Raw genomic sequence first — 21,673 nt, forward strand, 5'->3', positions numbered from 1 at the left:
CTCGGCATGCCAGCCAGTTTCCCGAAAAATGCCGAAAAAGCCGTACGGAACTCGCAGCTTCGCTACAACCTCCGCAAAGCCACCCACACCATCCGCGGCCGGCGCGAGAGCGTCGTCGCCGAGCTGCCCGACTGGCAGGAGCTGCGCGCGGCCGGCAAGGCGATCAAGGACGAGACGCTCCGCCACCTCGACCGCTACCTCCTCCAGCTGGAGGAGGCCGTCACGGCCGCGGGCGGCCACGTCCACTGGGCGCGCGACGCCGCCGAGGCCAACCGCATCGTCGCCGGCCTGGTCAAGGCCACCGGCGAGACCGAGGTGGTCAAGGTCAAGTCGATGGCCACCCAGGAGATCGGCCTGAACGAGGCGCTGGCCGAGCACGGCATCGCCGCCTACGAGACCGATCTCGCCGAGCTGATCGTCCAGCTCGGCGACGACTTCCCGAGCCACATCCTGGTGCCGGCGATCCACCGCAACCGCGCCGAGATCCGCGAGATCTTCCTGGACCGGATGGGCGACGCGCCCGAAGGGCTCACCGACGAGCCCGCCGCGTTGGCCGAGGCCGCCCGCCTCCACCTGCGGCAGCGGTTCCTGCGGAGCAAGGTCGCCGTCTCCGGCGCCAACTTCATGGTCGCCGAGACCGGCACGCTCGTGGTCCTGGAGTCCGAGGGCAACGGCCGCATGTGCCTGAGCCTGCCCGAGACGCTCATCAGCGTGGTCGGCATCGAGAAGCTGGTGCCGTCCTGGCGCGACCTGGAGGTGTTCCTGCAACTGCTGCCGCGCAGCTCCACCGGCGAGCGGATGAACCCCTACACCAGCATGTGGACCGGCTCGGCCGAGGGCCAGGAGTTCCACCTGGTGCTGCTCGACAACGGCCGCACCGGCGTGCTCGCCGACGAGGTGGGACGCCAGGCGCTGCGCTGCATCCGCTGCTCGGCCTGCCTCAACGTGTGCCCCGTGTACGAGCGGGCGGGCGGCCACGCCTACGGCTCGGTCTATCCGGGGCCGATCGGCGCCATCCTCACCCCGCAGCTGCGCGGCATGGGCTCCGAGCTGGACGCCTCGCTCCCGTACGCCTCCAGCCTGTGCGGCGCCTGCTTCGACGCCTGCCCGGTGGCGATCGACATCCCCGAGGTGCTCGTCCACCTGCGCGGACGGGCCCCGCACGGGGTCGCCGAGCGGGCCGGGATGCGGGTGGCCGGCTGGGTGTTCCGCGACCGGCGACGCCTGGCCCTGGTCCAGCGCCTGGCCTCGCGGCTGCGCGGGCTGGTGCCGAGGAGGCTGCCCGGCCCGCTGTCGGCCTGGACCGACACCCGCGACCTGCCCGGCATCCCGGAGGAACCGTTCAGAGACTGGTGGGAAAGGCAGGAGCGGCATGGGCGCGCGTGAGGAGATCCTCGGCCGGATCCGGCAGGCCGTGCGCGGCGCGCCCGAGGTGCGGATCCCGCGCGCCTACCGGCCCGCGCCGCCGGTCGGCGACCTGGCCGGGCTGTTCGCCGAGCGGGTGCGCGACTACCGCGCGATCGTGCGCGTGCTGCCCGCCGACGAGGTGCCCGCCGCGATAGCGGGACTGGTACGGGGGCGCCGCATGGTGATCCCCGACGGCCTGCCGCCCGCGTGGTCGGGCGGCGCCGAGCCCGCCGGCGGATCGCTGGCCGAGCTGGACGCCGCCGACGGGGTGGTCACCGGGTGCGCGGTCGCCATCGCCGAGACCGGCACCATCGTCCTCGACACCGGCCCCGGCCAGGGCACCCGCGCGCAGACCCTGGTGCCCGACTACCACCTGTGCGTGGTGCGGGCCGATCAGATCGTGGCGGGCGTTCCCGAGGCCGTGGCCAGGCTCGACCCGGCGCGCCCGCTCACCTGGATCAGCGGCCCGTCGGCGACCAGCGACATCGAGCTGAACCGGGTCGAGGGCGTGCACGGCCCCAGAACCCTGGAGGTGATCGTCAGTACCTGAGCACCGCCGCCACGTCCGGGACCTGGTCGGTGAACCAGACCTCGGCGTCGGTCATCGCCGCGGCCCTGACGAGCGCCGAGTCGGCGCGCTCGGCCACCGGCTGCTCCACCCCCCACGTGCGCAGCTCACCGGCGTCCGGCGACAGCTGGGTCGCGCCCTCGCCGATCCAGACCGTGCGGGCGAGCTCGCCGGGCATGAGCACCGCCTGCGCCCGGCCCTCGCGCAGGGCCCGCGCCACCGCCGCCACGCCGGACGGGCCGCCCTGCTCGCCGTGGCGCTCCACCAGTTTCGCCCGGTGGTCGTCCAGCCAGCTGTCGAGCGCGCTCTCCGCGTCCTGCTCGAACGCGCCGGTGCCGTTGCGGTGGCCGTGCTCGACCATCTGGAGACGGTCGGCGGACCTGGTGCCGAGATGGTCGCAGAGCATCGAGCGCGACTGCGGCTCCCCGGCCACCAGCACGAGCTGGGCGCCGATGCGCCGCACCTGCTCGTCGACCTCCTGGGCGACGGCCACGGCGTTCTTCTCCCAGGTCTCCTCGACCGTCTTCTCGTAACGCCGCTGCGACCAGCCGCCCTGCGCGGTCTTCTGCAGAGGCCACTCCTCGGCCTGCACGGTCGTCGTGCGCGGCGAGCCGTTCCCGTACACCGCGACGTCCGCGCCGGCGTGGTCGATGATCACCCGCAGGTGCGGCACGCTCTCGCCCCGCCGCATCAGCATGGGGGTGACGAGCGGCAGCGGCCCGAACGCCGCCATCGGGTGCGGCACGTCGGACAGCGGCTCCGACAGCACGACCTCGCCGTCGGCGGCGAACACCGCCCGGCCGGGCCCCGGGCTCAGCACCTCCTCCTGCAGCGCCTCCGACGCGGCGCAGCCGGCCCGTTCCAGCTCGTCACGCAGGCTGGTCCATTGGGCGGCCCGCTCCCTCGCGGTGAGCGCGCCCACGTACACCGACGCGTACGGTCCTGGACGTTCGTAGAGCGACCGGATGAAGTCGAGTCGCACAGGTCACCACCTCCGCTTCGCCGGGTCGCGTCCCGCGGCCCGGCTCACCTCGGGAATGGTCATGTAGCGGCGGGCCGGGAGCAGGCGCAGGACGGTGACCACCTCGTCAGGGGCGCCCATCCGCTCGGCGTGCCGCATCAGGTCGTACGGGGTCGCGGGAAAGTCGGCGTCGCTCAGCCACGCGGCCAGGTCGGCCCGCCCGGCGTGGCCGCGCTGCCCCGGCGAGTAGCGGTGCACCCGCTCCAGCTGGCCGGGCTCGGGCTCGCGCCACTCCTCGGCGGGCGCGGTCCGAAGACCGCGCGGGCCGCCGCCGGAACCGTCCGGCCCCTCCGCTTCGTGCCGTCGCCGCTCGTCCGTGCGAGGGCTCTGCTCTTTCATCGTCACTCCTCCCCGTTGCCGCCCCCTACCCGGGCTTTCGTGGGCAAACATGGTGAGTTGTGTACGCTGCGGACGTGTTCGATCCCCAGCCGGCCATCGCCACCGAGCGGCTCGTCCTGCGCCCGTTCGGCCCCTCCGACGCGGATCGGATCCGGTCCGTCGTCGAGTCCGGCGCCCGGTTCCTGCCTCCCGGCGCCCCGGGTCACGTGGCGTCCGTCCCTCAGTGGCTCGCGAACGGCGTGCACGAGCTGCACCGCTCCGGCCAGGGCATCCACCTGGCCATGACGGACCGGAACGGGCTCATCGTCGGCGCGATCAGCCTGTTCAAGACCGTGTGGGGCGCCGGCACCACCGAGGTCGGCTACGGCGTGCACCCGCTCCACCGGGGACGTGGGCTCGCCACCGAGGCGCTGCGCGGGCTGGTCGCGTACGTCTTCGCCGAGACCACGCTGCGGCGCGTCGACCTGACGGCCAACCTGGACAACCTGCCGTCACTGAGCGTCGCCAGGAAGGCGGGCTTCACCTGGGAGGGCGTGCTGCGCGCCGCGGTGCTGGAGGACGACGGCCCGCACGACCTGGTGATCTTCGGCCTGCTGCGCGACGACAGCCGCACCCCGGCCGACCTCCTGCCCAGGACCGAACTGCGCACCGGCCGGCTGCTGGTCCGGCCGTTCGCCGAGGAGGACGTGCCGGACCTGGCCGCCACCGCGGCCGACCCGCTCACCCAGTCCATGACCGGCGTGCCGCGCAACTACACCCAGGCGCACGCCCGCGCGTTCATCGCGGACGCGGAGCGGATGCGGCTGCGCGGCGAGGGCGTCGCCTGGGCCGTCGAGGAGGAGGAAGGCGGCCGGTTCGCGGTCAGCGTCGACCTCAGGGACGTGGACTGGGGCAACCGGACGGGCGAGATCGGCTACATGGCCGCGCCGTGGGCGCGCGGCCGGGGCTACACCGCCGAGGCCGTCACCGCCATCGGCCGCTGGCTGCTCCAGGAGCAGCGCTTCCACCGGCTCAGGCTGCGGGCCGCCGTGTCCAACCCGGCCTCCCAGCGGGTCGCCGAGAAGGCGGGCTTCGTCCGCGAGGGCGTCGAGCGCGGCGCGCTGCGCGGCGAGGACCTCGTCGTCTACAGCCTCGTCCCCGCCGACCTCAGCTGATCGCGCGGCCCTCTCCCCGAACCGGGCGCCGCGAGCTCTTGGTGAAACGGCGGTGCACCCGTCAATCTGGGGGGTGAGGACGGTGAGGCGCATGATCACGGTTGTCGGGTGGGACGGTTCCGATCTGCCGGCCAAGGCGGTCGACCGGCTGAAGGCGGCCAGGCTGGTCATCGGTCCCGAGAGCCTGACCCGGCGGCTCACCCTGTCAGCCGCCACGGCCCCGCCCGAGGGCCTGCTCGACGCCCTGGACACCCACCTCGGGCGCGGCGAGGGCTCCGCCGTCGTGATCGCCGAGGGCGACCCGGGCTTCTTCGGCGTCGTGCGTACGCTGCGCGGCCACGGGCTGGAGCCCGACGTGCTGCCCGCCACCTCGATCGTCACCCGCGCCTTCGCCTGCGCCGGGCTCAACTGGGAGGACGCCCTCGTCGTCGCCCCGGCCGGCCCGCACCAGCTCGGCCGCGTCGTCAACGCCTGCCGGGCGCACCCCAAGGTCGCGCTGCTCGTCGCCCCCGGGGTCGGCCCCGGCGAGATCGCCAGGGAGCTCGCCCCCACCACCCCGCGCTCCCTCATCGTCTGCGAGGACCTCGGCGGCCCCGACCAGCGCGTCACCCACAGCCGCATGGGCGAGGCCACCACCCGGCCGTGGAAGGACCCGGACGTGGTGCTCGTCGTGGACCCGCTGCACCGCCAGAAGGAACCGGGCTGGGTGGCGGGCGCCCAGCCGGGTCCGGCCGGATGGGCGCTGCCCTTCGAGTCCAGGCTGCCCGCGGAGGTGCGCGCGTACGTGCTCGCCAAGCTCGGCCCCCGGCTCGGCGACCTCGTCTGGGACGTGGGGGCGGGCAGCGGCGAGATCGCGGTGGAGTGCGCCAGGTTCGGCGCCGCCGTCGTGGCCGTCGAGCGCGACGCCGCCGCCTGCGCCCGCCTCCGCGAGAACGTGCTGAGCCACGGCGTCAAGGTGGCGCTGACCCGGGGCCAGGCGCCGCCCGCGCTCGAACCGCTGCCCGACCCCGACGCCGTCTTCGTCGGCGGCGGCGGGCCCGACGTGGTCGTCGCCTGCGCCGCCCGCCGGCCCCGCTCGCTGGTGTGCGCGCTGAAGACCGTCGAGCGCGTGTCCGCGGTGCTCGACCTGCTGCGCGAGCACGGCTACCGCGCCGAGGGCACCCAGATCCTGGCCGCCGGGCTGGTCATCGGCCCCGACGGCGCGCACAGCCTCAGTTCGGCCGACCCGGTCTTCGTGGTGCACGCGACCCCCGCCGACGGTTCCTGACCTGTCGCTCAGCGCCGCGCATCGGTTATCCTCGCGTGTCCTCATCTACGCACCGGAGAACCTTCCCCATGAAGCCGCCGCTCCTGCTCGTCGGGCAGGGCTCCAACGACGACGCCGACTCCGCCGAGTTCGGCAGGTTCGTGCACCGGCTCCGCTGCCGGCTCGACCGCACCGCAGCCGCTGTGTCGGGCGGCTACCTGGAGCGGGCCACGCCGCTGCTGAGCGAGTCCGTCGCCTCACTGGTCGCCCGCGGCCACCACCGGCTGGTCGCGCTGCCGCTGAGCCTGAGCCGGGCCAACGCGGACCTGCCCGCCGCCATGGCCCTGGAACAGCAGCGGCACCCCACGCTCCGCTACGACTACGGCCGCCCGGTCGGCCCCGACCCGCGCGTGCTGGCGCTGCTCGCCGAGCGGCTCAACGACGCCGCCGCCGAGATGCCCAGGCCGCGCCCGCTGGAGCTGGTCGGCGGCAGGCCCCGGCTGCGCGCCGTCGACGGCGCCGCCCTCGACGGCGTCCCGGCGCACGTCGAGCCGGGCGAGACCGCCGTCGTGCTGGTCGGCGAAGGCTCCACCGACCCGGCCGCCAACGCCGACGTGCACCGCGTGTCCCGGCTGTTCTGGGAGACGCACGCGTACGACCTCATGACCGTGGAGACCGCGTTCGTCTCCCTCACCCCGCCCGGCGTGCCCGGCGGGCTGGAGCGCTGCCGCCGCCTGGGCGCCAAGCGCGTCATCGTCGTGCCCTACCTGCTGTTCGCGGGCGGCACGCTGGAGCGCGTGTGGGCGCAGGCGCTCGCCTACGGCGCCGGCCATCCCGAACTCGACATCCGCTGCGCCGAGGTCATCGGGGACTGTGAGACGCTGGCCGACGTGGTCATCGACCGCTACGAGGAAGCGCTTCACCTGGTCCCCTGATCCCGGAGGTTCCGTGCTCGCCGAGACGCTCACCGAGACGCTCGCCGCGCTCCGCCCCGCCGACCCCGCCGTGCTCGCCGACGCCCGCGCCCACCAGGACCGGCTCACCAAGCCGCGCGGGTCGCTGGGCGCGCTGGAGGAGGTCGCCGTACGGCTCGCCGGAGCGGCGGGGGTGAGCCCGCCGCCGGTGCCGGCGCCCGCCGCGCTGGCCATCTTCGCGGCCGACCACGGCGTGCACGCCCGGGGCGTCAGCCCGTGGCCGCAGGAGGTCACGGTGCAGATGGTGAGCAACTTCCTGGCCGGCGGGGCGGTGGCCAACGCCTTCGCCGCCCAGGCCGGGGCGTCGGTCACCGTGGTGGACGTCGGCGTCGCGGCCGACCTGCCCGACCATCCCCGCCTGGTCAAGCGGAAGATCGGGTACGGCACCGCCGACCTGTCGCGCGGGCCGGCGATGACGGGCGAGGACGTCGTACGCGCGCTGGAGGCGGGCATCGGCGTGGCCCGCGACCTGGTCGCGTCCGGCGCCCGGTGCCTGATCACCGGCGACATGGGCATCGCCAACACGACGGCCTCCGCGGCGCTCATCGCGGCCTTCACCGGCCGCGACCCCGCGGAGGTGACCGGTCTCGGCACCGGCATCACCGGGGAAGCCCACGCCAGGAAGATCGCCGTGGTCCGCGAGTCCCTCCAGGTCAACGGACTGCTGGGGGAGCCCGCGACGCCGGGGAGGCCGGACGGCGGGCCCGCGCCGGACCGCCGGGCCGAGGCGTCACGGGTGCTCGCGGCCGTCGGCGGGTTCGAGCACGCCGCCATCGCCGGGTTCGTCCTGGCCGGGGCGGCGGCGCGGGTGCCGGTGATCCTCGACGGGGTGATCGCCGGAGCCGCCGCGCTGGCCGCCGCCGCGCTCCATCCCGCCGTCGTCGACCACTGCGTCGCCGGCCACCGCTCCGCTGAGCCAGGACACGCCGCCGCGCTCGACCACCTCGGCCTGCGCCCCCTGGTCGACCTGGAGCTGCGGCTCGGCGAGGGCACCGGCGGCCTGCTGGCCCACCCGCTCGTCTGCGCCGCCGTACGGGTCATGCACGAGGTCGCCACGTTCGACTCGGCAGGAGTCACCGAAAAGCCCATGTGATGATAAAAGGGACAGGAGCCATGTGAGGTGACAGTGCCCAGATACGGACCGATGTACGGCCCGGACATCACATTCCTCGGCGTCGAACGCTGCGACCTGGACGACCCCGCGAGCTACGCGGACGCGGACGTCGTCATCGTCGGCGCGCCCTTCGACGGCGGGACCTCCCACCGGCCCGGCGCCCGGTTCGGCCCGATGGCCCTGCGGCAGGCCTGCTACCTGCCGCACGACGGCGCCAGGCCCAGCCTCGCGCTGCGCGTGGACGCGCTGCGCGACCTGCGGGTGCTCGACGCCGGCGACGTCGAGTGCTACTCGGGCGACGTGGAGACCTCGCTGGCGGCCATCGAGTCGGCCGTGCACCGCGTCGCGGCCTCCGGCGCCGTCCCGGTCGTGCTCGGCGGCGACCACACGATCGCGCTGCCGGACGCCCGCGGCACCGCGCGGGCGCACGCCCCCGGCCGCACCTCGATGATCCACTTCGACGCGCACGCCGACACCGGGAACATCGCCTTCGGCCACCTGCACGGTCACGGCCAGCCGATGCGCCGCCTCATCGAGTCCGGCGCGATCCGCGGCGACCGGTTCCTGCAGATCGGGCTGCGCGGCTACTGGCCGGAGCCCGAGACGCTGGAGTGGATGGCCCAGCAGCGGATGCGCTCGTACGAGATGACCGAGATCGTCGCCCGCGGCCTGGACACCTGCCTCACCGAGGCGTTCGGGATCGCGCTGGACGAGTGCGACCGGATCTTCCTGTCGGTCGACATCGACGTGTGCGACCCCGGTCACGCGCCCGGCACCGGCACCCCCGAGCCGGGCGGGCTCACCGCCAGGCAACTGCTCGACGCGGTGCGGCGCGTCTGTTACGAACTGCCCGTCGCGGGCCTGGAGGTCGTCGAGGTCGCGCCCCCGTACGATCACGCCGACATCACCGCACTGCTCGGCAACAGGGTCATCCTGGAGGCGCTCTCGGCGATGGCCAGACGCCGCGCCGACGACGCGGGCGGCCCGCGCTGGGATCCGCGCCAACCTCTGCTCGACGGCCGATGACCCATGCGATTCACCTGATGCGTTGAGATCCGGTGCGCCGGGAGCCGGTAGGTTTACCACCTAGCACGTAACGTTCCGCGAACGGAAGATTCCCCTACCATGGGTCCCTACCTCCTCGGCCTGCGGCTCTCCGGCCGCCGCGTCCTCGTCGTGGGCGGCGGGCGAGTCGCCCAGCGAAGGGTGCCCGCGCTGATCGAGGCGGGCGCGGAGGTGAGCCTGGTCTCGCCGTCCGTCACCCCCGCTCTGGACGACCTCATCGCCGCCGGCCGCGTCACCTGGCACGCCAGGCCCTACCAAGTGGGCGACTGCGACGGCGCCTGGCTTGTCCAGGCGTGCACCGACGACCGGTCCGTCAACACCGCGGTGGCCGCCGAGGCCGAGGCCAAACGCATCTGGTGCGTGCGCGCCGACGACAAGGACGCCTCCGCCGCCTGGACCCCGGCCTCCGGCCGGGTCGACGAGATCAGCGTGGCCGTCACCGCGGGCGGCGACCCGCGCAGGGCGGCCGGGATCCGCGACGCCGTGGTGGGCGCGCTGCGCGACGGCACCGTCGACGCCCGGCGCAACCGGACCAAGCCGGTGGGCGTCGCCCTCGTCGGCGGCGGGCCCGGCGACCCCGGGCTGATCACCGTACGCGGCCGGCAGCTCCTCGCCCAGGCCGACGTGGTCGTCGCCGACCGGCTGGCCCCCCGCGCCCTGCTCGACGAGCTGGCCCCCGACGTCGAGCTGATCGACGCCGCCAAGGTCCCCTACGGGCGGTCCCTGCCCCAGGAGGCGATCAACGAGCTGCTCGTGGAGCGCGCCAGAGCGGGCAGGTTCGTGGTCCGGCTGAAGGGCGGCGACCCGTTCGTGTTCGGCCGGGGCGGCGAGGAGATGATCGCCTGCGCCCGGGCCGGCATCCCCGTGCTGGTCGTGCCCGGCATCACCAGCGCCGTCTCGGTGCCCGCCGCGGCGGGCGTCCCCGTCACGCACCGAGGGGTGAGCCAGGAGTTCCACGTCGTCTCCGTGCACGTCCCGCCCGGCGACCCGCGCTCCACCGTCGACTGGCCCGGCCTGGCGCGTTCCGGCGGCACGCTGGTGTTCATGATGGCCGTCGAAAGGCTGGCGGCGGTCGCCGAGACCCTCATCAGAGACGGACGTTCACCGGAGACTCCCGTAATGGTGGTGCAGGACGGTACCCTTCCGACCCAGCGGGCGGTCACCGCTTCGCTTTCCACCGTGGCCGACCGCGTGTCCGCGGCTGGGATACGGCCACCGGCGATCGTCGTCGTCGGCGACGTCGTCAAGGTCGGCCAGGAGGTCGAGATGGTTCGAGCGGAGCGCCTGCCGTGAACACCGCCATGGATGACGGGCGCGGTGAGTCGCCGGGGGAGCAGACCCTGAGGTTCCGTGCGATCACCGACGACCCTCCGGGCTCCCCGCCCGAGCCGGAGCCCGACGCGGCGGAGCCGGCCGACGACCCCACCGCGTCCGCCGAGCCCGAGCCGGCCAAGGAGGACTCCGCGCCGGACCCCGAGCCCGAGGCCGTACCGGACTCGGAGGAGTCGGCTTCCGAGGCTGTGGGCGTATCCGAGCCCGAGGCCGTACCAGACTTGGAGGCGGAGCCGGGTTCCGACGCTGAGGATCTATCCGAGCCTGAGGCGGATGCGGGTCCCGAGGCGGAGGCCGTACCGGAGTCCGAGGAGTCGGCTTCCGAGGAGGCCGTATCCGAGTCCGAGGCGGAGGACGTACCGGAATCGGAGGCGGAGGACGCGTCCGAGGACGAGCCCGGAGGTGAGGGTTCCTCGGCGGAGGACGGTGAGGAGGCGCGGGAGCGCGAGGAGGAGCTGCCGCCCGAGGTGGTGGAGGCTCTGACGTCGGCGCTGGGGGCGCTGCGCGAGAGCGTGGCCTCGCTGCGGTTCGGGCTCGACCTGCCGGGCGCCGAGGAGGCCCGCAAGGCGAGCGGCGAGCTGCTCGCCCAGCTCGACGACTATGTGCTGCCCCGGGTGCGGATGAACACCGCGCCCGCCCTGATCGTCGTCGCCGGTTCGACCGGCGCGGGCAAGTCGACGCTGGTCAACTCCCTCGCCGAGAAGAACGTCTCGCGCACCGGCGTGCGGCGCCCGACCACCGGTGTGCCCGTGCTGGTCTGCCACCCGGACGACCGCCCCTGGTTCGCCGAGGGAGAGCTGCTGGGCGGGCTGCGGCGGCTCGACCAGGCCAGATCCGACGCCGGTCCACGGTCCATCGTGATCAGCTCCACGGAGAAGCTGCCCCAGGGCGTGGCGCTGCTCGACACCCCCGACATCGACTCGGTGGTCGAGGAGCACCACGAGATCGCCCGCCGGATGCTCGACGCCGCCGACCTGTGGATCTTCGTCACCACCGCCGCCCGCTACGCCGACGCCCCCGCGTGGAACCTGCTGCGCCTGGCCAAGGAGCGCGGCGCCCGGCTCGCCATCGTGCTCTCCCGCGTCCAGGACAGGGCGCGCGACGTGGTGCTCAAGCACTTCGTCCGCATGCTCACCGAGTACGGCCTGGGGGAGATCGACCGGTTCGTCGTCGGCGAGTCGAAGGTCGCCGACGGGCGGCTGCCCGACAGCGAGGTGACCGACCTGCGGCTGTGGCTCGCCGAGCTGTCCGTCGACCAGTCGCGCCGGGCGCAGGCGGTCAGGGAGACGCTCAACGGCGTGCTCGACAGCTTCCGCACCCGCGTGCCGGCGCTGGCCAAGCACCTGGAGACGCAGATCGCCTTCCGCGGCGAGCTGCGCGGCGACGTGGAGTCCGCCTACCTCGCCGCACTCACCGACCTCGACAAGGCGTTCAGGAGCGGCGCGCTCATCCACGGCGAGGTGCTCGCCCGCTGGCAGGACTTCGCCGGCTCCGGCGACCTGATGCGCTCGCTCCAGCTGCGCAAGCGCGCCAGGAGCGGCAGGCAGACGCCGGAGCGGATCATCGCCTTCCGCGCGGCGCTGCGGACGGGCCTCGAATCGGTGATCGTGGCCGCCGCCACCCGCGCGGCCGAAGAGGTCAACGCCCGCTGGCGGCACCGCGCCGAGGCCGGAGCGGCGCTCGCCAAAGGGCTGGAACGGCCGTCCGACGACCTCGTACGGCACACCGGCCGCGCCGTCGCGGCCTGGCAGGAACACGTCACCGACCTGGTCCGCACCGAGGGCGTGGCCAAGCGGTCGGTGTCGAAGCTGGTGTCGTTCGACGCCGACGCGCTCTCGCTGATCTTCATGGTCGCCATGTTCAGCGGCGGCAACGTCGAAGGAGTGCCGCACCGGCTGGTCAAGGCGCTGCTGGGCGCGGAGTCGCTGCGCGGCATCGGCGCCAAGGCGCTGAGCGACCTGAGGGCCAGGATCGGCATGCTGTTCGACGAGGAGTCCATGCGTTACGTGCAAGCGCTCGACTCGGCCGGGGTTCCCGACGAGTCCGCCGCGACGCGGCTCTATCAGGCCACGTACAATCTCGAGGTGGCACGATGACCACCGTCACCCCACCGAGGCCGGGGCTCGCCCCCCGCCTGACCGCGCTGTCCAAGCTCGTGGAGCTCGGGCCAGGACGGCTCGACCCGAAGCTGATGGCCGAGGCCGAGTCGCTGCTGCGGCGCGCCGGCGACCGGCTCAAGCTGTCGTCGGAGCACACCGTGGTCGCCCTCGCGGGCGGCACGGGCAGCGGCAAGTCGTCGCTGTTCAACGCCGTCTCGGGGCTCGAACTGTCACCGACCGGCGTGCGCCGCCCCACCACCGCCCGCACCCACGCCTGCGTGTGGGGGCTCGAAGGCGCGGCGCCGCTGCTCGACTGGCTGCAGATCCAGTGGCGTCACCGGTTCGCCCGCGCCAGCGCGCTGGACAAGGGCGAGAGCCAGCTGCACGGGCTCATCCTGCTCGACCTGCCCGACCACGACTCGATCAGGGCGCTCACCGACAACGAGGCCGACCGGCTCATCGGGCGGGCCGACCTGGTGGTGTGGGTGCTCGACCCGCAGAAGTACGCCGACGCCTCCACGCACCGCCGCTACGTCACGGAGCTGGCGGGACACGAGGCCGTCACCGTGTTCGCGCTGAACCAGGCCGACCGGCTGTCCCCCGAGGAGCTCGCCGAGCTGGTCATCGACCTCAACGACCTGCTGCGCCGCGAAGGCGTCGAGCACCCGACGGTCGTCCCCACCTCCGCCGTCACCGGGCGCGGCGTCGAGAGCCTCAAGAGCGTCATCGCGGCCGCCGTCTCCCGCCGCCGGGCCGCCATCCAGAAGCTGGAGGCCGACCTCCGCAAGCTGGAGCAGCGGATGTCGGCCGCCATGCCGGTCGGCGAGGCGCTCGCCGTCCCCGCCGCCGTCGACGAGGCCCGCAAGATGGGGCTCGTGGACGCGCTCTGCGACGCCGTCGGCGTGCCCGCCGTGGGCGAGGCCATGGAGAACATCTACGTCGAGCGCTCCAACCGGTGGGTCGGCTGGCCCTATCCGCGCTGGGTCGACCGGCTCCGCCCCGACCCGATCAGGGCCCTGCGCCTGGAGGATGTCAGCGACGAGATCAGGGGGATCGCCACCGGCACGGTGAGCGCGCAGGCGGCCGAGGTCACCAACGCCGTCCAGGCGCTGGCCGAAGGGCTGTCCGGCGCGATGCACCCGGTGTGGCGCTCGGCGGTCCACCACGCGGCCCGGTCCCAGCTGGGCAAGGTGCCCTCCGCGCTCACCAAGGACCTCACCGAGGTCGCGCCCCAGCTCGACCGGGTGCCCGGCTGGTGGCGGCTGCTCAAGGTGTGGCAGTACGCCCTGGTCGCCGCGTTCGGGTTCGGCCTGCTCTGGATCACCTTGGGGCTGCTCGCGCCGGGCGCGCTGCCACCCGCGCTGGAACTGATGGGCGACACGGCGGCGCTGCCCTGGGCGGCGCTGATGACGGTCTCCGTCCTCGGGATGGGGGCGCTGTCGGGCATCGCCTCACGCAACTTCGTCGAGCTGGGCGCCTCGCGCGAGCGGGAGCGGCTCGAACGGGAGATGCGGCGGCGGGTCGCGGGGATCGCCGAGAAGATGGTGGTGGAGCCGGTCGAACGCGAGCTCGCCCGCCACCACGCCTTCTACACGGCCCTGCGCGGCCTGTCGAGCTGACCCGGCCTCGCTGCGGCTCTCCGAGGCGGCGTTCCACAGGCCGGGCCGCCGCCGGGGGCGTCATCCCCAGAACACCGCTCGGTGGCTTTCGGGGCCGGACGCCGGCGGCACCGTAGTCCCAGGTCGCGGGCGCCCGGCCCGCCACATGGGGAGGCAACGGATGAACGACATCTACATCACGCTCACCGGCAACGTCGCGGCGGAGCCGCGCGAATACACCTTCGACGACGGCTCCAAGGTCACCTCGCTCCGGGTGCTCACCGCCCATCGCTACTTCGACAGGAAGTCCGGCCAGTGGGTCGACGGCGAGAAGGTCTGCTTCGCGGTGCGCTGCTGGCGCACCCTCGGCGACAACGTCGCCCAGTCCGTCCGCGTCGGCCAGCCGGTGGTGGTGTCGGGCAAACTGCGCATCCGCGAGTTCGGCCCGGAGGGCGACCGGCGTTTCATGCCCGAGATCGAGGCCTCGGCCGTGGGCCACGACCTGCGCTGGGGCACCGGCACCTTCGTCAAGCCCGAGCGGGCCGGCGGGTCCGGGGTGAGCAGGGAGATGCGTGACCGCCTCGACGAGGAGACCCAGGACTGGGCGATGGGCGCCCGCAAGGGGCCGGGCCTGGTGGTCAGGGAGATCCCGGCGGACGAGGCGGCGGTCCGGATCATCGGCGCCGACGACAACGAGAAGGAGTCCGAAGACGCCGGGTGGCCGCAGGAGGAACGAGCGGCGGCCTGACCCGCCCCGGCGGCGGGACGCCACCGCCCGGCGTCCCGCTCCGATCATCCCCGCGCGCTGACGTCCGCCCGGGACTCCTCGCGGTGTGCCCGGGGGCCGTGCCGCCCGTTCTGAGGTGGGTGTTCTCGCAAACCCCACAAGCTTTTTGGGGAGACCCCTCGGGCTGGGCGCCGTCACGCGTGCCTGCGGCCCGCTCAGCCCGCCGTAGCTCCGGGGACCGGTTCGCCCCGGTCTCCGGGGGGCGTGGAGCGTGGCCTACGGGAGCCTGGGTGGTGGGTGCGGGTCTTCGCCTGAGGGAGGCATAGCCCCGAGGGTTTCTCCGGCGAAGCCATCGTTTCCCATCGCGTACTGCACACTACGCAACTACTCTGTTACACATCGTTAGCGAGAGGGGTGTCCAGATGGCGGCGACCAGTCACGACTCGGTAAAGCGACGTGACGGTCTGTCGGCTCTGGTCACCCGGTGGCCATTTCTCGGGCAACGCCGGGCCCTGGTCGCCTACATCAGCGTGATCGTCGTGATCGACCTGGCCGCGATCGTGTTCACGGCCCTGGCGGCGCCCTTGCGCTGGCACGAGCCGCTGATCTTCGTCGCGCTGATGAGCTGCGGCGCGATCTGCATCGAGGCCACCAGGCGGCTCGGCATGCCCGCCGGGGTGTCCCGCGACCTGCTGTCGGCGTGGTGGCTGCCGGTCGCGCTCCTGCTGCCGCCGATGTACGCGCTGCTCGCGCCGATCGTGCTGCAGACCCTGCTGCAGGTGCGGGTGCGGGCGGCGATGCTGCACCGGCGGGTGTTCAGCGCGGCCGCGATCGGGCTGGCCGGATGCGTGGCGTCGTTGATGTTCCACCGGCTGGCGCCGCGGGCCTGGCCGCTGACCCAGAGCGACACCACGATCACCATCCTGGTGGCGGTCCTGGCCGCCGTGGTGTTCGCGCTGATCAACACCACGCTGATCGCGATCGCCGCCCACACCGCCAATCCCGACGGCGGCTGGCGGGAGGTGCTCTGGGACCGGGAGAGCGTCACGCTGGACGTGGTCGAGTCGTGCCTCGGCGTCACGGTGACCGTCGGGTGCGCGCTGCATCCCCTCCTGCTCGTGCTCGCGCTCCCCCCTGTCGTGCTGCTGCAGCGCAGCCTCCTGCACGCCCAGTTGCAGGCCGCGGCACGCACCGACGCGAAGACCGGTCTGCTCAACGCCGCCGCCTGGCAGCGGGAGGCGGACACCGAGATCGTGCGGGCGCGCCGGACGGGGGAGGCGCTCGCGCTCCTGGTCATCGACATCGACCACTTCAAGCGGGTCAACGACGCCTACGGGCATCTGGCGGGCGACCAGGTGCTGATCAACGTGGCGGAGGTGCTGCGCAGCCAGTTGCGCGAGTACGACCTGGTGGGGCGGTTCGGCGGGGAGGAGTTCGTCGTGCTGCTGCCGAGGGCCGACCTGCACGAGGCCCGCCGGGTCGCCGAACGCCTGCGGCACCGGATCGGGCGCATGTCCGTCCCCGCCGACGAGGCGATCATCACGGTCACCGTCTCGGCGGGCGTCGCCCTGATGGCGGTCCACGGCGACGACCTCATCGAGCTTCTCGCGGCCGCAGACCTGGCCCTCTACCGGGCCAAGGAGCTGGGGAGGAACCGCGTCTGCCTCCCGGTGGCGCCGACCCGCCTGCGGGACGACACGGCCGGCTGATCCCCGGTCATGCGGGCGGTCGCGGACGGCGGAAGCTCGGGCCCGGAGCCCCTAAGCTAGATAGCATGCCGGAGTACATCTATACGTTGCAGCGCGTGCGCAAGGCGCATGGCGACAAGGTTGTCCTTGACGACGTCACCCTGTCGTTCCTGCCAGGGGCCAAGATCGGTGTCCTGGGGCCCAACGGCACGGGCAAGTCGACGCTGCTCCGGATGATGGCCGGCCTGGAGCAGCCGTCCAACGGCGAGGCGCGGCTGATGCCGGGCTTCTCCGTGGGCATGCTCCAGCAGGAGCCTCCTCTCAACGAGGAGAAGACGGTGCTCGGCAACGTCCAGGAGGGCGTCGCCGAGACGATGGCGATGCTCGAGCGTTACAACGAGATCGCCGAGCAGATGGCCACCGACTACAGCGACGAGTTGCTCGACGAGATGGGCAGGCTGCAGGAGCAGCTGGAGCACCGTAACGCGTGGGATCTCGACAGCCAGCTGGAGCAGGCGATGGACGCGCTGCGCTGTCCGCCGCCCGACGCCGACGTGACCTCCTTGTCCGGTGGTGAGCGCCGTCGCGTGGCGCTGTGCAAGCTGCTGCTGGAGGCGCCCGACCTGCTGCTGCTGGACGAGCCGACCAACCACCTCGACGCCGAGAGCGTCCAGTGGCTGGAGCAGCACCTGGAGAAGTACGCCGGCACCGTCCTGGCCGTCACCCACGACCGCTACTTCCTCGACAACGTCGCGGGCTGGATCCTCGAGCTCGACCGCGGCCGCGCCTTCGCCTACGAGGGCAACTACTCCACCTACCTGGAGGCCAAGGCGGCCCGGCTCAGGGTCGAGGGCCAGAAGGACGTCAAGCGCAAGAAGCGCCTGGAGGACGAGCTGGAGTGGGTCCGGTCCAACCCGAAGGCCCGCCAGACCAAGAGCAAGGCCCGGCTCCAGCGCTACGAGGAGATGGCGGCCGAGGCCGACAAGCACCGCAAGCTCGACTTCGACGAGATCCAGATCCCGCCGGGCCCGCGCCTCGGCACCACGGTGATCAGGGCGGAGGATCTCACCAAGGGCTTCGGCGACCGCCTGCTGATGGAGAAGCTCACGTTCGACCTGCCGCGTAACGGCATCGTCGGCGTCATCGGCCCCAACGGCGTCGGCAAGACCACGCTGTTCCGCATGATCACGGGCGACGAGCAGCCCGACGGCGGCTCCATCACCGTCGGCGACACCGTCAAGATCTCGTACGCCGACCAGAGCCGGGGCGGCATCGACCCGGGCAAGAACGTGTGGGAGGTCGTCTCCGACGGGCTCGACCACATCAAGGTCGGCGCCGTCGAGATGCCGTCGCGCGCCTACATCGCCGCGTTCGGGTTCAAGGGGCCCGACCAGCAGAAGAAGGCGGGGGTGCTGTCCGGCGGCGAGCGCAACCGGCTCAACCTGGCGCTCACCCTCAAGCAGGGCGGCAACGTGCTGCTGCTCGACGAGCCCACCAACGACCTCGACACCGAGACGCTGTCCTCGCTGGAGAGCGCGCTGCTCGACTTCCCCGGCTGCGCCGTCATCACCTCCCACGACCGGTGGTTCCTCGACCGGATCGCCACGCACATCCTGGCGTGGGAGGAAGGGTCCAACTGGTTCTGGTTCGAGGGCAACTTCGCCGACTACGAGAAGAACAAGATCGAACGACTGGGCGCCGACGCGGCCCGGCCGCACCGGGTGACCTACCGGAAGCTGCACCGCGACTGACCCGCTAGGTCCTCACGGCCACCCGAATCCCGCACGGGGAGTGTCCCGTGCGGGATTCGGCGTTTCGGCCCGCGACCGGGCGGAGCGGGCGACGTGGGGGTGCGAGGGACCGAGCGGAATGTCTAGAATCTGATTCTAGATTCTCATCAGGGGAAGGAGTCCGGGTGGAGCTCGAACTGGACGGCATCGAGGTGGCCTTCGACCACACGGCCGTGGCCGCGCCGCGCATCAGGGACCTGCTGCCGATCTACCACGATCTGCTCCGCGGGCGGCACCTCGGGGGAGGCGGGGACAACCGGACGGCCGGATACCGGACCCTGCAGCTCGCCTATGCCAACGGCAGCAAGATCGAGCTGATGGAGCCGCTGGCCGGGTCGACGTTCTTCGACAGCTTCTTCGAGCTGACCCGGGGCCGGGGCGGCGTGCACCACCTCAACTTCCACGTGAGCGACATCGACGCGGCCGTGGCGCGGCTGACCGAGCGGGGCTACCGGCTGCACGGGCTGAACCTGTCGGAACCTCGCTGGCGGGAGGTGTTCCTGCACCCCAAGGAGGCGCACGGGGTGCTCATCCAGCTGGCCCAGGTGGGCCCCCGCCCGGACGGGCCGAGGGCGACGCTGGAGGAGGTGCTGGCCGGGAACGGCAGGAACGGCAACGGCGTCCCGAGCCCCTGAGCGACGTCGACCCTCCCGGCCCCGCGTCTCCGCGGGGGCCGGACCCGCTCGCACGTGATCGTCCGCCGGCGCGGCGGACGTCATTCCCCGATCGTCCCCAGCCGGGCGTGGCCCTTGATGAGATTGCGCGCGATCGTGCGGCGCTGGATCTCGTCGGTGCCCTCGAAGATCCGCAGCAGCCGCAGCTCGCGGTACCACCGCTCGATCGGCAGCTCCTTGGTGTAGCCCATGCCGCCGTGGATCTGCAGCACCCGGTCGACGACCTGGTTGGCCATGACGGCGCCGTTCAGCTTGGCGATCGAGGCGGCGTGCCGGGCGTCCATGCCCTCCTGGACGCGCCAGGCCGCGTAGAGGGTGAGCCACTTGGCCGCCTCGATCTCCACCTGCGAGTCGGCGATCATCCACTGGATGGCCTGGTAGCCGGCGATCGCCTGGCCCATGGACTTGCGGATCTTGGCGTACTCGATGGCCATGCCCAGCATGCGCTCGGCCGAGCCGATGGCCCTGGCGGGGATCATGTAGCGGCCCTGGCCGATCCACTGCATGGCCAGCTCGAAGCCCTTGCCCAGCTCGCCCAGGATGTTCTCCTCCGGCACCCGGACGTCCTGGAACACCAGGGACGCGGGCCCCCACTCGCCCATGGTGGGGATGGGCTCGGACGTCCAGCCCATGTCGCGGTCGACGAGGAAGCAGGTGACCCCGTACGGCTCGGTGACGGCGAACACCATGACGAAGTCGGCCTCGTTGCCGCCGGTGATGAACGTCTTCTCCCCGTTGATGACCCATTCGGCGCCGTCGCGTACGGCCCTGGCGCGGATGTTGCGGGCGTCGGAGCCCGCGCCCGGCTCGGTGATGGCGAAGCAGGAGCGGCGCTCGCCCTCGATGGTGGGGATCAGGTAGCGGCGCTTCTGCTCCTCGGTGCCCGCGTACAGGATGTTGTCGGCGGTCCCGCCGAAGGTGAACGGCACGAACGTGCGGCCCAGCTCCATGGCGATGATCGCGGACATGATGGGTCCGAGCGCGGCGCCGCCGTACTCCTCAGGGGTGTTGATGCCCCACAGGCCGGTCTTGCGTGCCTTGTCGCGCAGCTCCTCGTGGACGTCGGGGTCGAGCGCGGGGCGGCCGGCGCGTTCGTTGCGCAGCACGTCCGGCTCCAGCGGCATGACCTCTCGCTCCACGAACGCGCGGACTGTGTCCCTGATCTGCCGTTCCTCGGCGCTGAGCGAGAAGTCCACGGCCGCCTCATTTCCTAGAACAAACCTCTAGGACAAGGTTCGGCTCTGGCGTGGCGCGTGTCAAGAATTCGATTCTAGAATTCAACGGCCCTAAGATACTCGCATGGCACGGAAGACCTCGTGGGAGTGGAGCCGCACGGCGCAGACCCGCAAGAGCATGCTCCAGGCGGCGCGAGAGGTGTTCGGCGAGCACGGCTTCGCCGAGGCCAACGTCTCCGAGGTCGTCGCCCGCGCCCGCTCCAGCGTGGGCAGCCTCTACCACCACTTCGGCGGCAAGACCGAGCTGTTCCTGGCCCTCTACGAGGACCATCAGGCGGCTCACGAGCAGGCCGCGAGCGCCAGCGTGGCGCGCGCCAAGCAGGAGGGCGTCACCGACCCCGTCGAGCTGCTCATCGCCGGCGCCCGCGCCTACCTCGACGGCGCGTGGGAGCGGCGCGACCTGGTCCGGCTGTTCATCGAGGGCGACGGGCCGCCCGGCTTCGAGCTGATCCGCCGCACGCGCAACCGCGAGTGGGTACGGCAGAACGCCGTGCTGCTCGGGTCCGGCGGCGAACCGCTCGATCGGTTCACCGTGACGGTGCTGACCAGCATCATCGGCGAGGCCGCCCGCGAGGTCGCCACCAGCGACTCCGAGGAGGACGCCCGCGAGGTGGCCGAGGCGGCGATGACGCTGATCCGCCGCCTCGACCCGCTCACGATCCGGTGACCTCCCGGCCGGGGATCTCGCCGTTGGTCAGCGCGTTCGGCGCGGCCTTGCCGACCAGCGCGGCGATCACCTCGCCCAGCTCCGCCGGGTCCCAGCGGGCGCCCTTGTCCACCCCGGGGCCGGCGTGCCAGCCCTCGGCCACGCTGATCCGCCCGGCCCGCACGTTGAACACCCGGCCGGTGATGCCGCGCGACTCCGCGCTGCCCAGCCAGACCACGAGCGGGGCCACGTCGCCCGGGTCCGCGTCGGCGTCGCCGGGGATGAGGCCGTCGGTCATCCGGGTCAGCGCGGTCGGCGCGATGGCGTTGACCGTGACGCCGTAGCGTTCCAGCTCCCTGGCGGCGATGACGGTCAGGCCCGCGATGCCGGCCTTGGCCGCGCCGTAGTTCCCCTGGCCGGGGTTGCCGTAGATGCCGGAGGACGAGGTGGTGTTGATGACCCGGGCGTCGACGGGCGCGCCTGCCTTGGCCCGTTCGCGCCAGTAGGCGGCGGCGTGGCGCAGCGGGGCGAACGTGCCGCGCAGGTGCACCCGGACGACCGCGTCCCACTCCTCGGCGCTCATGTTGAACAGCATCCGGTCGCGCAGGATGCCGGCGTTGTTGACGAGCACGTGCAGGTCGCCGAAGCGCTCGACGGCGGCCTCGACCAGCCGCCGGGCGCCGTCGAAGTCGGCGACGTCCTCGCCGTTGACGATCGCCTCCCCGCCCATGGCCTCGATCTCCGCGACGACCTCCGCCGCCGCCCCCGAGGAGCCGGTCCCGTCGACCTCCGCGCCCAGGTCGTTGACCACCACCTTGGCGCCCTGGCGGGCGAACTCCAGCGCGTGCCCCCGGCCGATGCCCCTGGCCGCGCCCGTGACGACCACCACGCGCCCCTCGGCGATCCCGCTCATCCGACACCTCGATCCTCGGCCTGACTGATGACGAACCAAATTCTAGTAACTAAATCTAGAAATGGTAGGGCCCCTCAGGACGC

At 72.8% G+C, this 21,673-nt stretch carries 19 protein-coding genes; 15 read left to right on the forward strand and 4 right to left on the reverse strand.

Going from position 1 to position 21,673, the window contains the following annotated elements:
- The first annotated feature begins 6 nt into the window (after positions 1-6).
- Positions 7-1,386, forward strand: a complete 1,380-nt coding sequence (locus tag ACQEUU_RS34755) for a lactate utilization protein B (protein WP_433074170.1) — start codon at positions 7-9, stop codon at positions 1,384-1,386.
- Positions 1,373-1,957 (forward strand): LutC/YkgG family protein, encoded by a 585-nt coding sequence (locus tag ACQEUU_RS34760; RefSeq protein ID WP_433074173.1) that lies wholly within the window; start codon positions 1,373-1,375, stop codon positions 1,955-1,957. Before ACQEUU_RS34755 ends, ACQEUU_RS34760 begins: the two co-directional genes overlap by 14 nt.
- On the opposite strand, the gene ACQEUU_RS34765 is transcribed toward ACQEUU_RS34760, so the two are convergent.
- Positions 1,947-2,957, reverse strand: coding sequence for a Vms1/Ankzf1 family peptidyl-tRNA hydrolase (locus tag ACQEUU_RS34765; protein WP_433074176.1), 1,011 nt, complete (start codon positions 2,955-2,957; stop codon positions 1,947-1,949). The two genes, ACQEUU_RS34760 and ACQEUU_RS34765, sit on opposite strands and share 11 nt — an antisense overlap.
- 3 nt (positions 2,958-2,960) lie before the next feature.
- The gene (locus ACQEUU_RS34770) at positions 2,961-3,335 is read right to left on the reverse strand and encodes a DUF2795 domain-containing protein (protein WP_433074179.1); all 375 of its coding nucleotides are present in this window, start codon (positions 3,333-3,335) and stop codon (positions 2,961-2,963) included.
- A 74-nt stretch (positions 3,336-3,409) separates the two neighbouring features.
- Here ACQEUU_RS34770 and ACQEUU_RS34775 point away from each other — a divergent pair, with 74 nt between their 5' ends.
- The 12 genes from ACQEUU_RS34775 (at position 3,410) to ACQEUU_RS34830 (ending at position 18,757) form a co-directional block, all read left to right on the forward strand.
- Positions 3,410-4,489, forward strand: a complete 1,080-nt coding sequence (locus ACQEUU_RS34775; protein WP_433074182.1) for a GNAT family N-acetyltransferase — start codon at positions 3,410-3,412, stop codon at positions 4,487-4,489.
- Between the two features lie 91 nt (positions 4,490-4,580).
- Complete coding sequence (locus ACQEUU_RS34780) at positions 4,581-5,756, forward strand: bifunctional cobalt-precorrin-7 (C(5))-methyltransferase/cobalt-precorrin-6B (C(15))-methyltransferase (protein WP_433074185.1); 1,176 nt, start codon at positions 4,581-4,583, stop codon at positions 5,754-5,756.
- Between the two features lie 68 nt (positions 5,757-5,824).
- Positions 5,825-6,670, forward strand: coding sequence for a sirohydrochlorin chelatase (locus ACQEUU_RS34785; RefSeq protein ID WP_433074188.1), 846 nt, complete (start codon positions 5,825-5,827; stop codon positions 6,668-6,670).
- Between the two features lie 13 nt (positions 6,671-6,683).
- Positions 6,684-7,802 (forward strand): nicotinate-nucleotide--dimethylbenzimidazole phosphoribosyltransferase, encoded by a 1,119-nt coding sequence (gene cobT / locus ACQEUU_RS34790; protein WP_433074191.1) that lies wholly within the window; start codon positions 6,684-6,686, stop codon positions 7,800-7,802.
- Positions 7,803-7,829: 27 nt separating this feature from the next.
- Complete coding sequence (speB, locus tag ACQEUU_RS34795) at positions 7,830-8,849, forward strand: agmatinase (RefSeq protein WP_433074194.1); 1,020 nt, start codon at positions 7,830-7,832, stop codon at positions 8,847-8,849.
- A 99-nt stretch (positions 8,850-8,948) separates the two neighbouring features.
- Positions 8,949-10,181 carry a uroporphyrinogen-III C-methyltransferase gene (gene cobA / locus ACQEUU_RS34800; RefSeq protein ID WP_433074197.1) on the forward strand — a complete coding sequence of 411 codons (1,233 nt, stop codon included), beginning with the start codon at positions 8,949-8,951 and terminating at the stop codon, positions 10,179-10,181.
- Complete coding sequence (locus tag ACQEUU_RS34805) at positions 10,178-12,316, forward strand: GTPase (RefSeq protein WP_433074200.1); 2,139 nt, start codon at positions 10,178-10,180, stop codon at positions 12,314-12,316. Before cobA ends, ACQEUU_RS34805 begins: the two co-directional genes overlap by 4 nt.
- Positions 12,313-13,938, forward strand: coding sequence for a GTPase (locus ACQEUU_RS34810; protein ID WP_433074204.1), 1,626 nt, complete (start codon positions 12,313-12,315; stop codon positions 13,936-13,938). The genes ACQEUU_RS34805 and ACQEUU_RS34810 overlap by 4 nt, the downstream gene beginning before the upstream one ends.
- Positions 13,939-14,098: 160 nt before the next feature.
- Positions 14,099-14,665 (forward strand): single-stranded DNA-binding protein, encoded by a 567-nt coding sequence (locus ACQEUU_RS34815; RefSeq protein WP_433074207.1) that lies wholly within the window; start codon positions 14,099-14,101, stop codon positions 14,663-14,665.
- A gap of 401 nt (positions 14,666-15,066) precedes the next feature.
- On the forward strand, positions 15,067-16,353 hold the full coding sequence (locus ACQEUU_RS34820) for a GGDEF domain-containing protein (protein WP_433074210.1): 1,287 nt from the start codon (positions 15,067-15,069) through the stop codon (positions 16,351-16,353).
- Positions 16,354-16,418: 65 nt separating this feature from the next.
- Positions 16,419-18,083, forward strand: coding sequence for an energy-dependent translational throttle protein EttA (gene ettA / locus ACQEUU_RS34825; RefSeq protein WP_433074213.1), 1,665 nt, complete (start codon positions 16,419-16,421; stop codon positions 18,081-18,083).
- A gap of 164 nt (positions 18,084-18,247) precedes the next feature.
- Entirely contained in the window at positions 18,248-18,757 is a 510-nt protein-coding gene (locus ACQEUU_RS34830; protein ID WP_433074216.1) for a VOC family protein, read from the forward strand.
- 80 nt (positions 18,758-18,837) lie between these two features.
- Here the strand turns inward: ACQEUU_RS34830 and ACQEUU_RS34835 are convergent, their stop codons facing one another.
- Positions 18,838-19,992: an acyl-CoA dehydrogenase family protein gene (locus ACQEUU_RS34835; RefSeq protein WP_433074219.1), complete on the reverse strand. Its 1,155-nt coding sequence runs from the start codon at positions 19,990-19,992 to the stop codon at positions 18,838-18,840.
- Positions 19,993-20,095: 103 nt separating this feature from the next.
- Here ACQEUU_RS34835 and ACQEUU_RS34840 point away from each other — a divergent pair, with 103 nt between their 5' ends.
- Positions 20,096-20,698 carry a TetR/AcrR family transcriptional regulator gene (locus ACQEUU_RS34840; protein ID WP_433074221.1) on the forward strand — a complete coding sequence of 201 codons (603 nt, stop codon included), beginning with the start codon at positions 20,096-20,098 and terminating at the stop codon, positions 20,696-20,698.
- On the opposite strand, the gene ACQEUU_RS34845 is transcribed toward ACQEUU_RS34840, so the two are convergent.
- Entirely contained in the window at positions 20,685-21,590 is a 906-nt protein-coding gene (locus ACQEUU_RS34845; protein ID WP_433074224.1) for an SDR family oxidoreductase, read from the reverse strand. The two genes, ACQEUU_RS34840 and ACQEUU_RS34845, sit on opposite strands and share 14 nt — an antisense overlap.
- Positions 21,591-21,673: the final 83 nt, after the last annotated feature.

Origin of the sequence: Nonomuraea sp. CA-218870 (assembly GCF_050936535.1) — a bacterium.
Lineage (GTDB): Bacteria > Actinomycetota > Actinomycetes > Streptosporangiales > Streptosporangiaceae > Nonomuraea > Nonomuraea corallina.

Coding starts and splice junctions, on each gene's coding strand:
- ACQEUU_RS34820 (WP_433074210.1), top strand. CDS start 15,067: ATGGCGGCGACCAGTCACGACTCGGTAAAGCGACGTGACGGTCTGTCG.
- ACQEUU_RS34845 (WP_433074224.1), bottom strand. CDS start 21,590: ATGAGCGGGATCGCCGAGGGGCGCGTGGTGGTCGTCACGGGCGCGGCC.
- ACQEUU_RS34780 (WP_433074185.1), top strand. CDS start 4,581: ATGATCACGGTTGTCGGGTGGGACGGTTCCGATCTGCCGGCCAAGGCG.
- ACQEUU_RS34815 (WP_433074207.1), top strand. CDS start 14,099: ATGAACGACATCTACATCACGCTCACCGGCAACGTCGCGGCGGAGCCG.
- ACQEUU_RS34810 (WP_433074204.1), top strand. CDS start 12,313: ATGACCACCGTCACCCCACCGAGGCCGGGGCTCGCCCCCCGCCTGACC.
- ACQEUU_RS34760 (WP_433074173.1), top strand. CDS start 1,373: ATGGGCGCGCGTGAGGAGATCCTCGGCCGGATCCGGCAGGCCGTGCGC.
- ACQEUU_RS34755 (WP_433074170.1), top strand. CDS start 7: ATGCCAGCCAGTTTCCCGAAAAATGCCGAAAAAGCCGTACGGAACTCG.
- ettA (WP_433074213.1), top strand. CDS start 16,419: ATGCCGGAGTACATCTATACGTTGCAGCGCGTGCGCAAGGCGCATGGC.
- ACQEUU_RS34770 (WP_433074179.1), bottom strand. CDS start 3,335: ATGAAAGAGCAGAGCCCTCGCACGGACGAGCGGCGACGGCACGAAGCG.
- ACQEUU_RS34785 (WP_433074188.1), top strand. CDS start 5,825: ATGAAGCCGCCGCTCCTGCTCGTCGGGCAGGGCTCCAACGACGACGCC.
- cobA (WP_433074197.1), top strand. CDS start 8,949: ATGGGTCCCTACCTCCTCGGCCTGCGGCTCTCCGGCCGCCGCGTCCTC.
- ACQEUU_RS34840 (WP_433074221.1), top strand. CDS start 20,096: ATGGCACGGAAGACCTCGTGGGAGTGGAGCCGCACGGCGCAGACCCGC.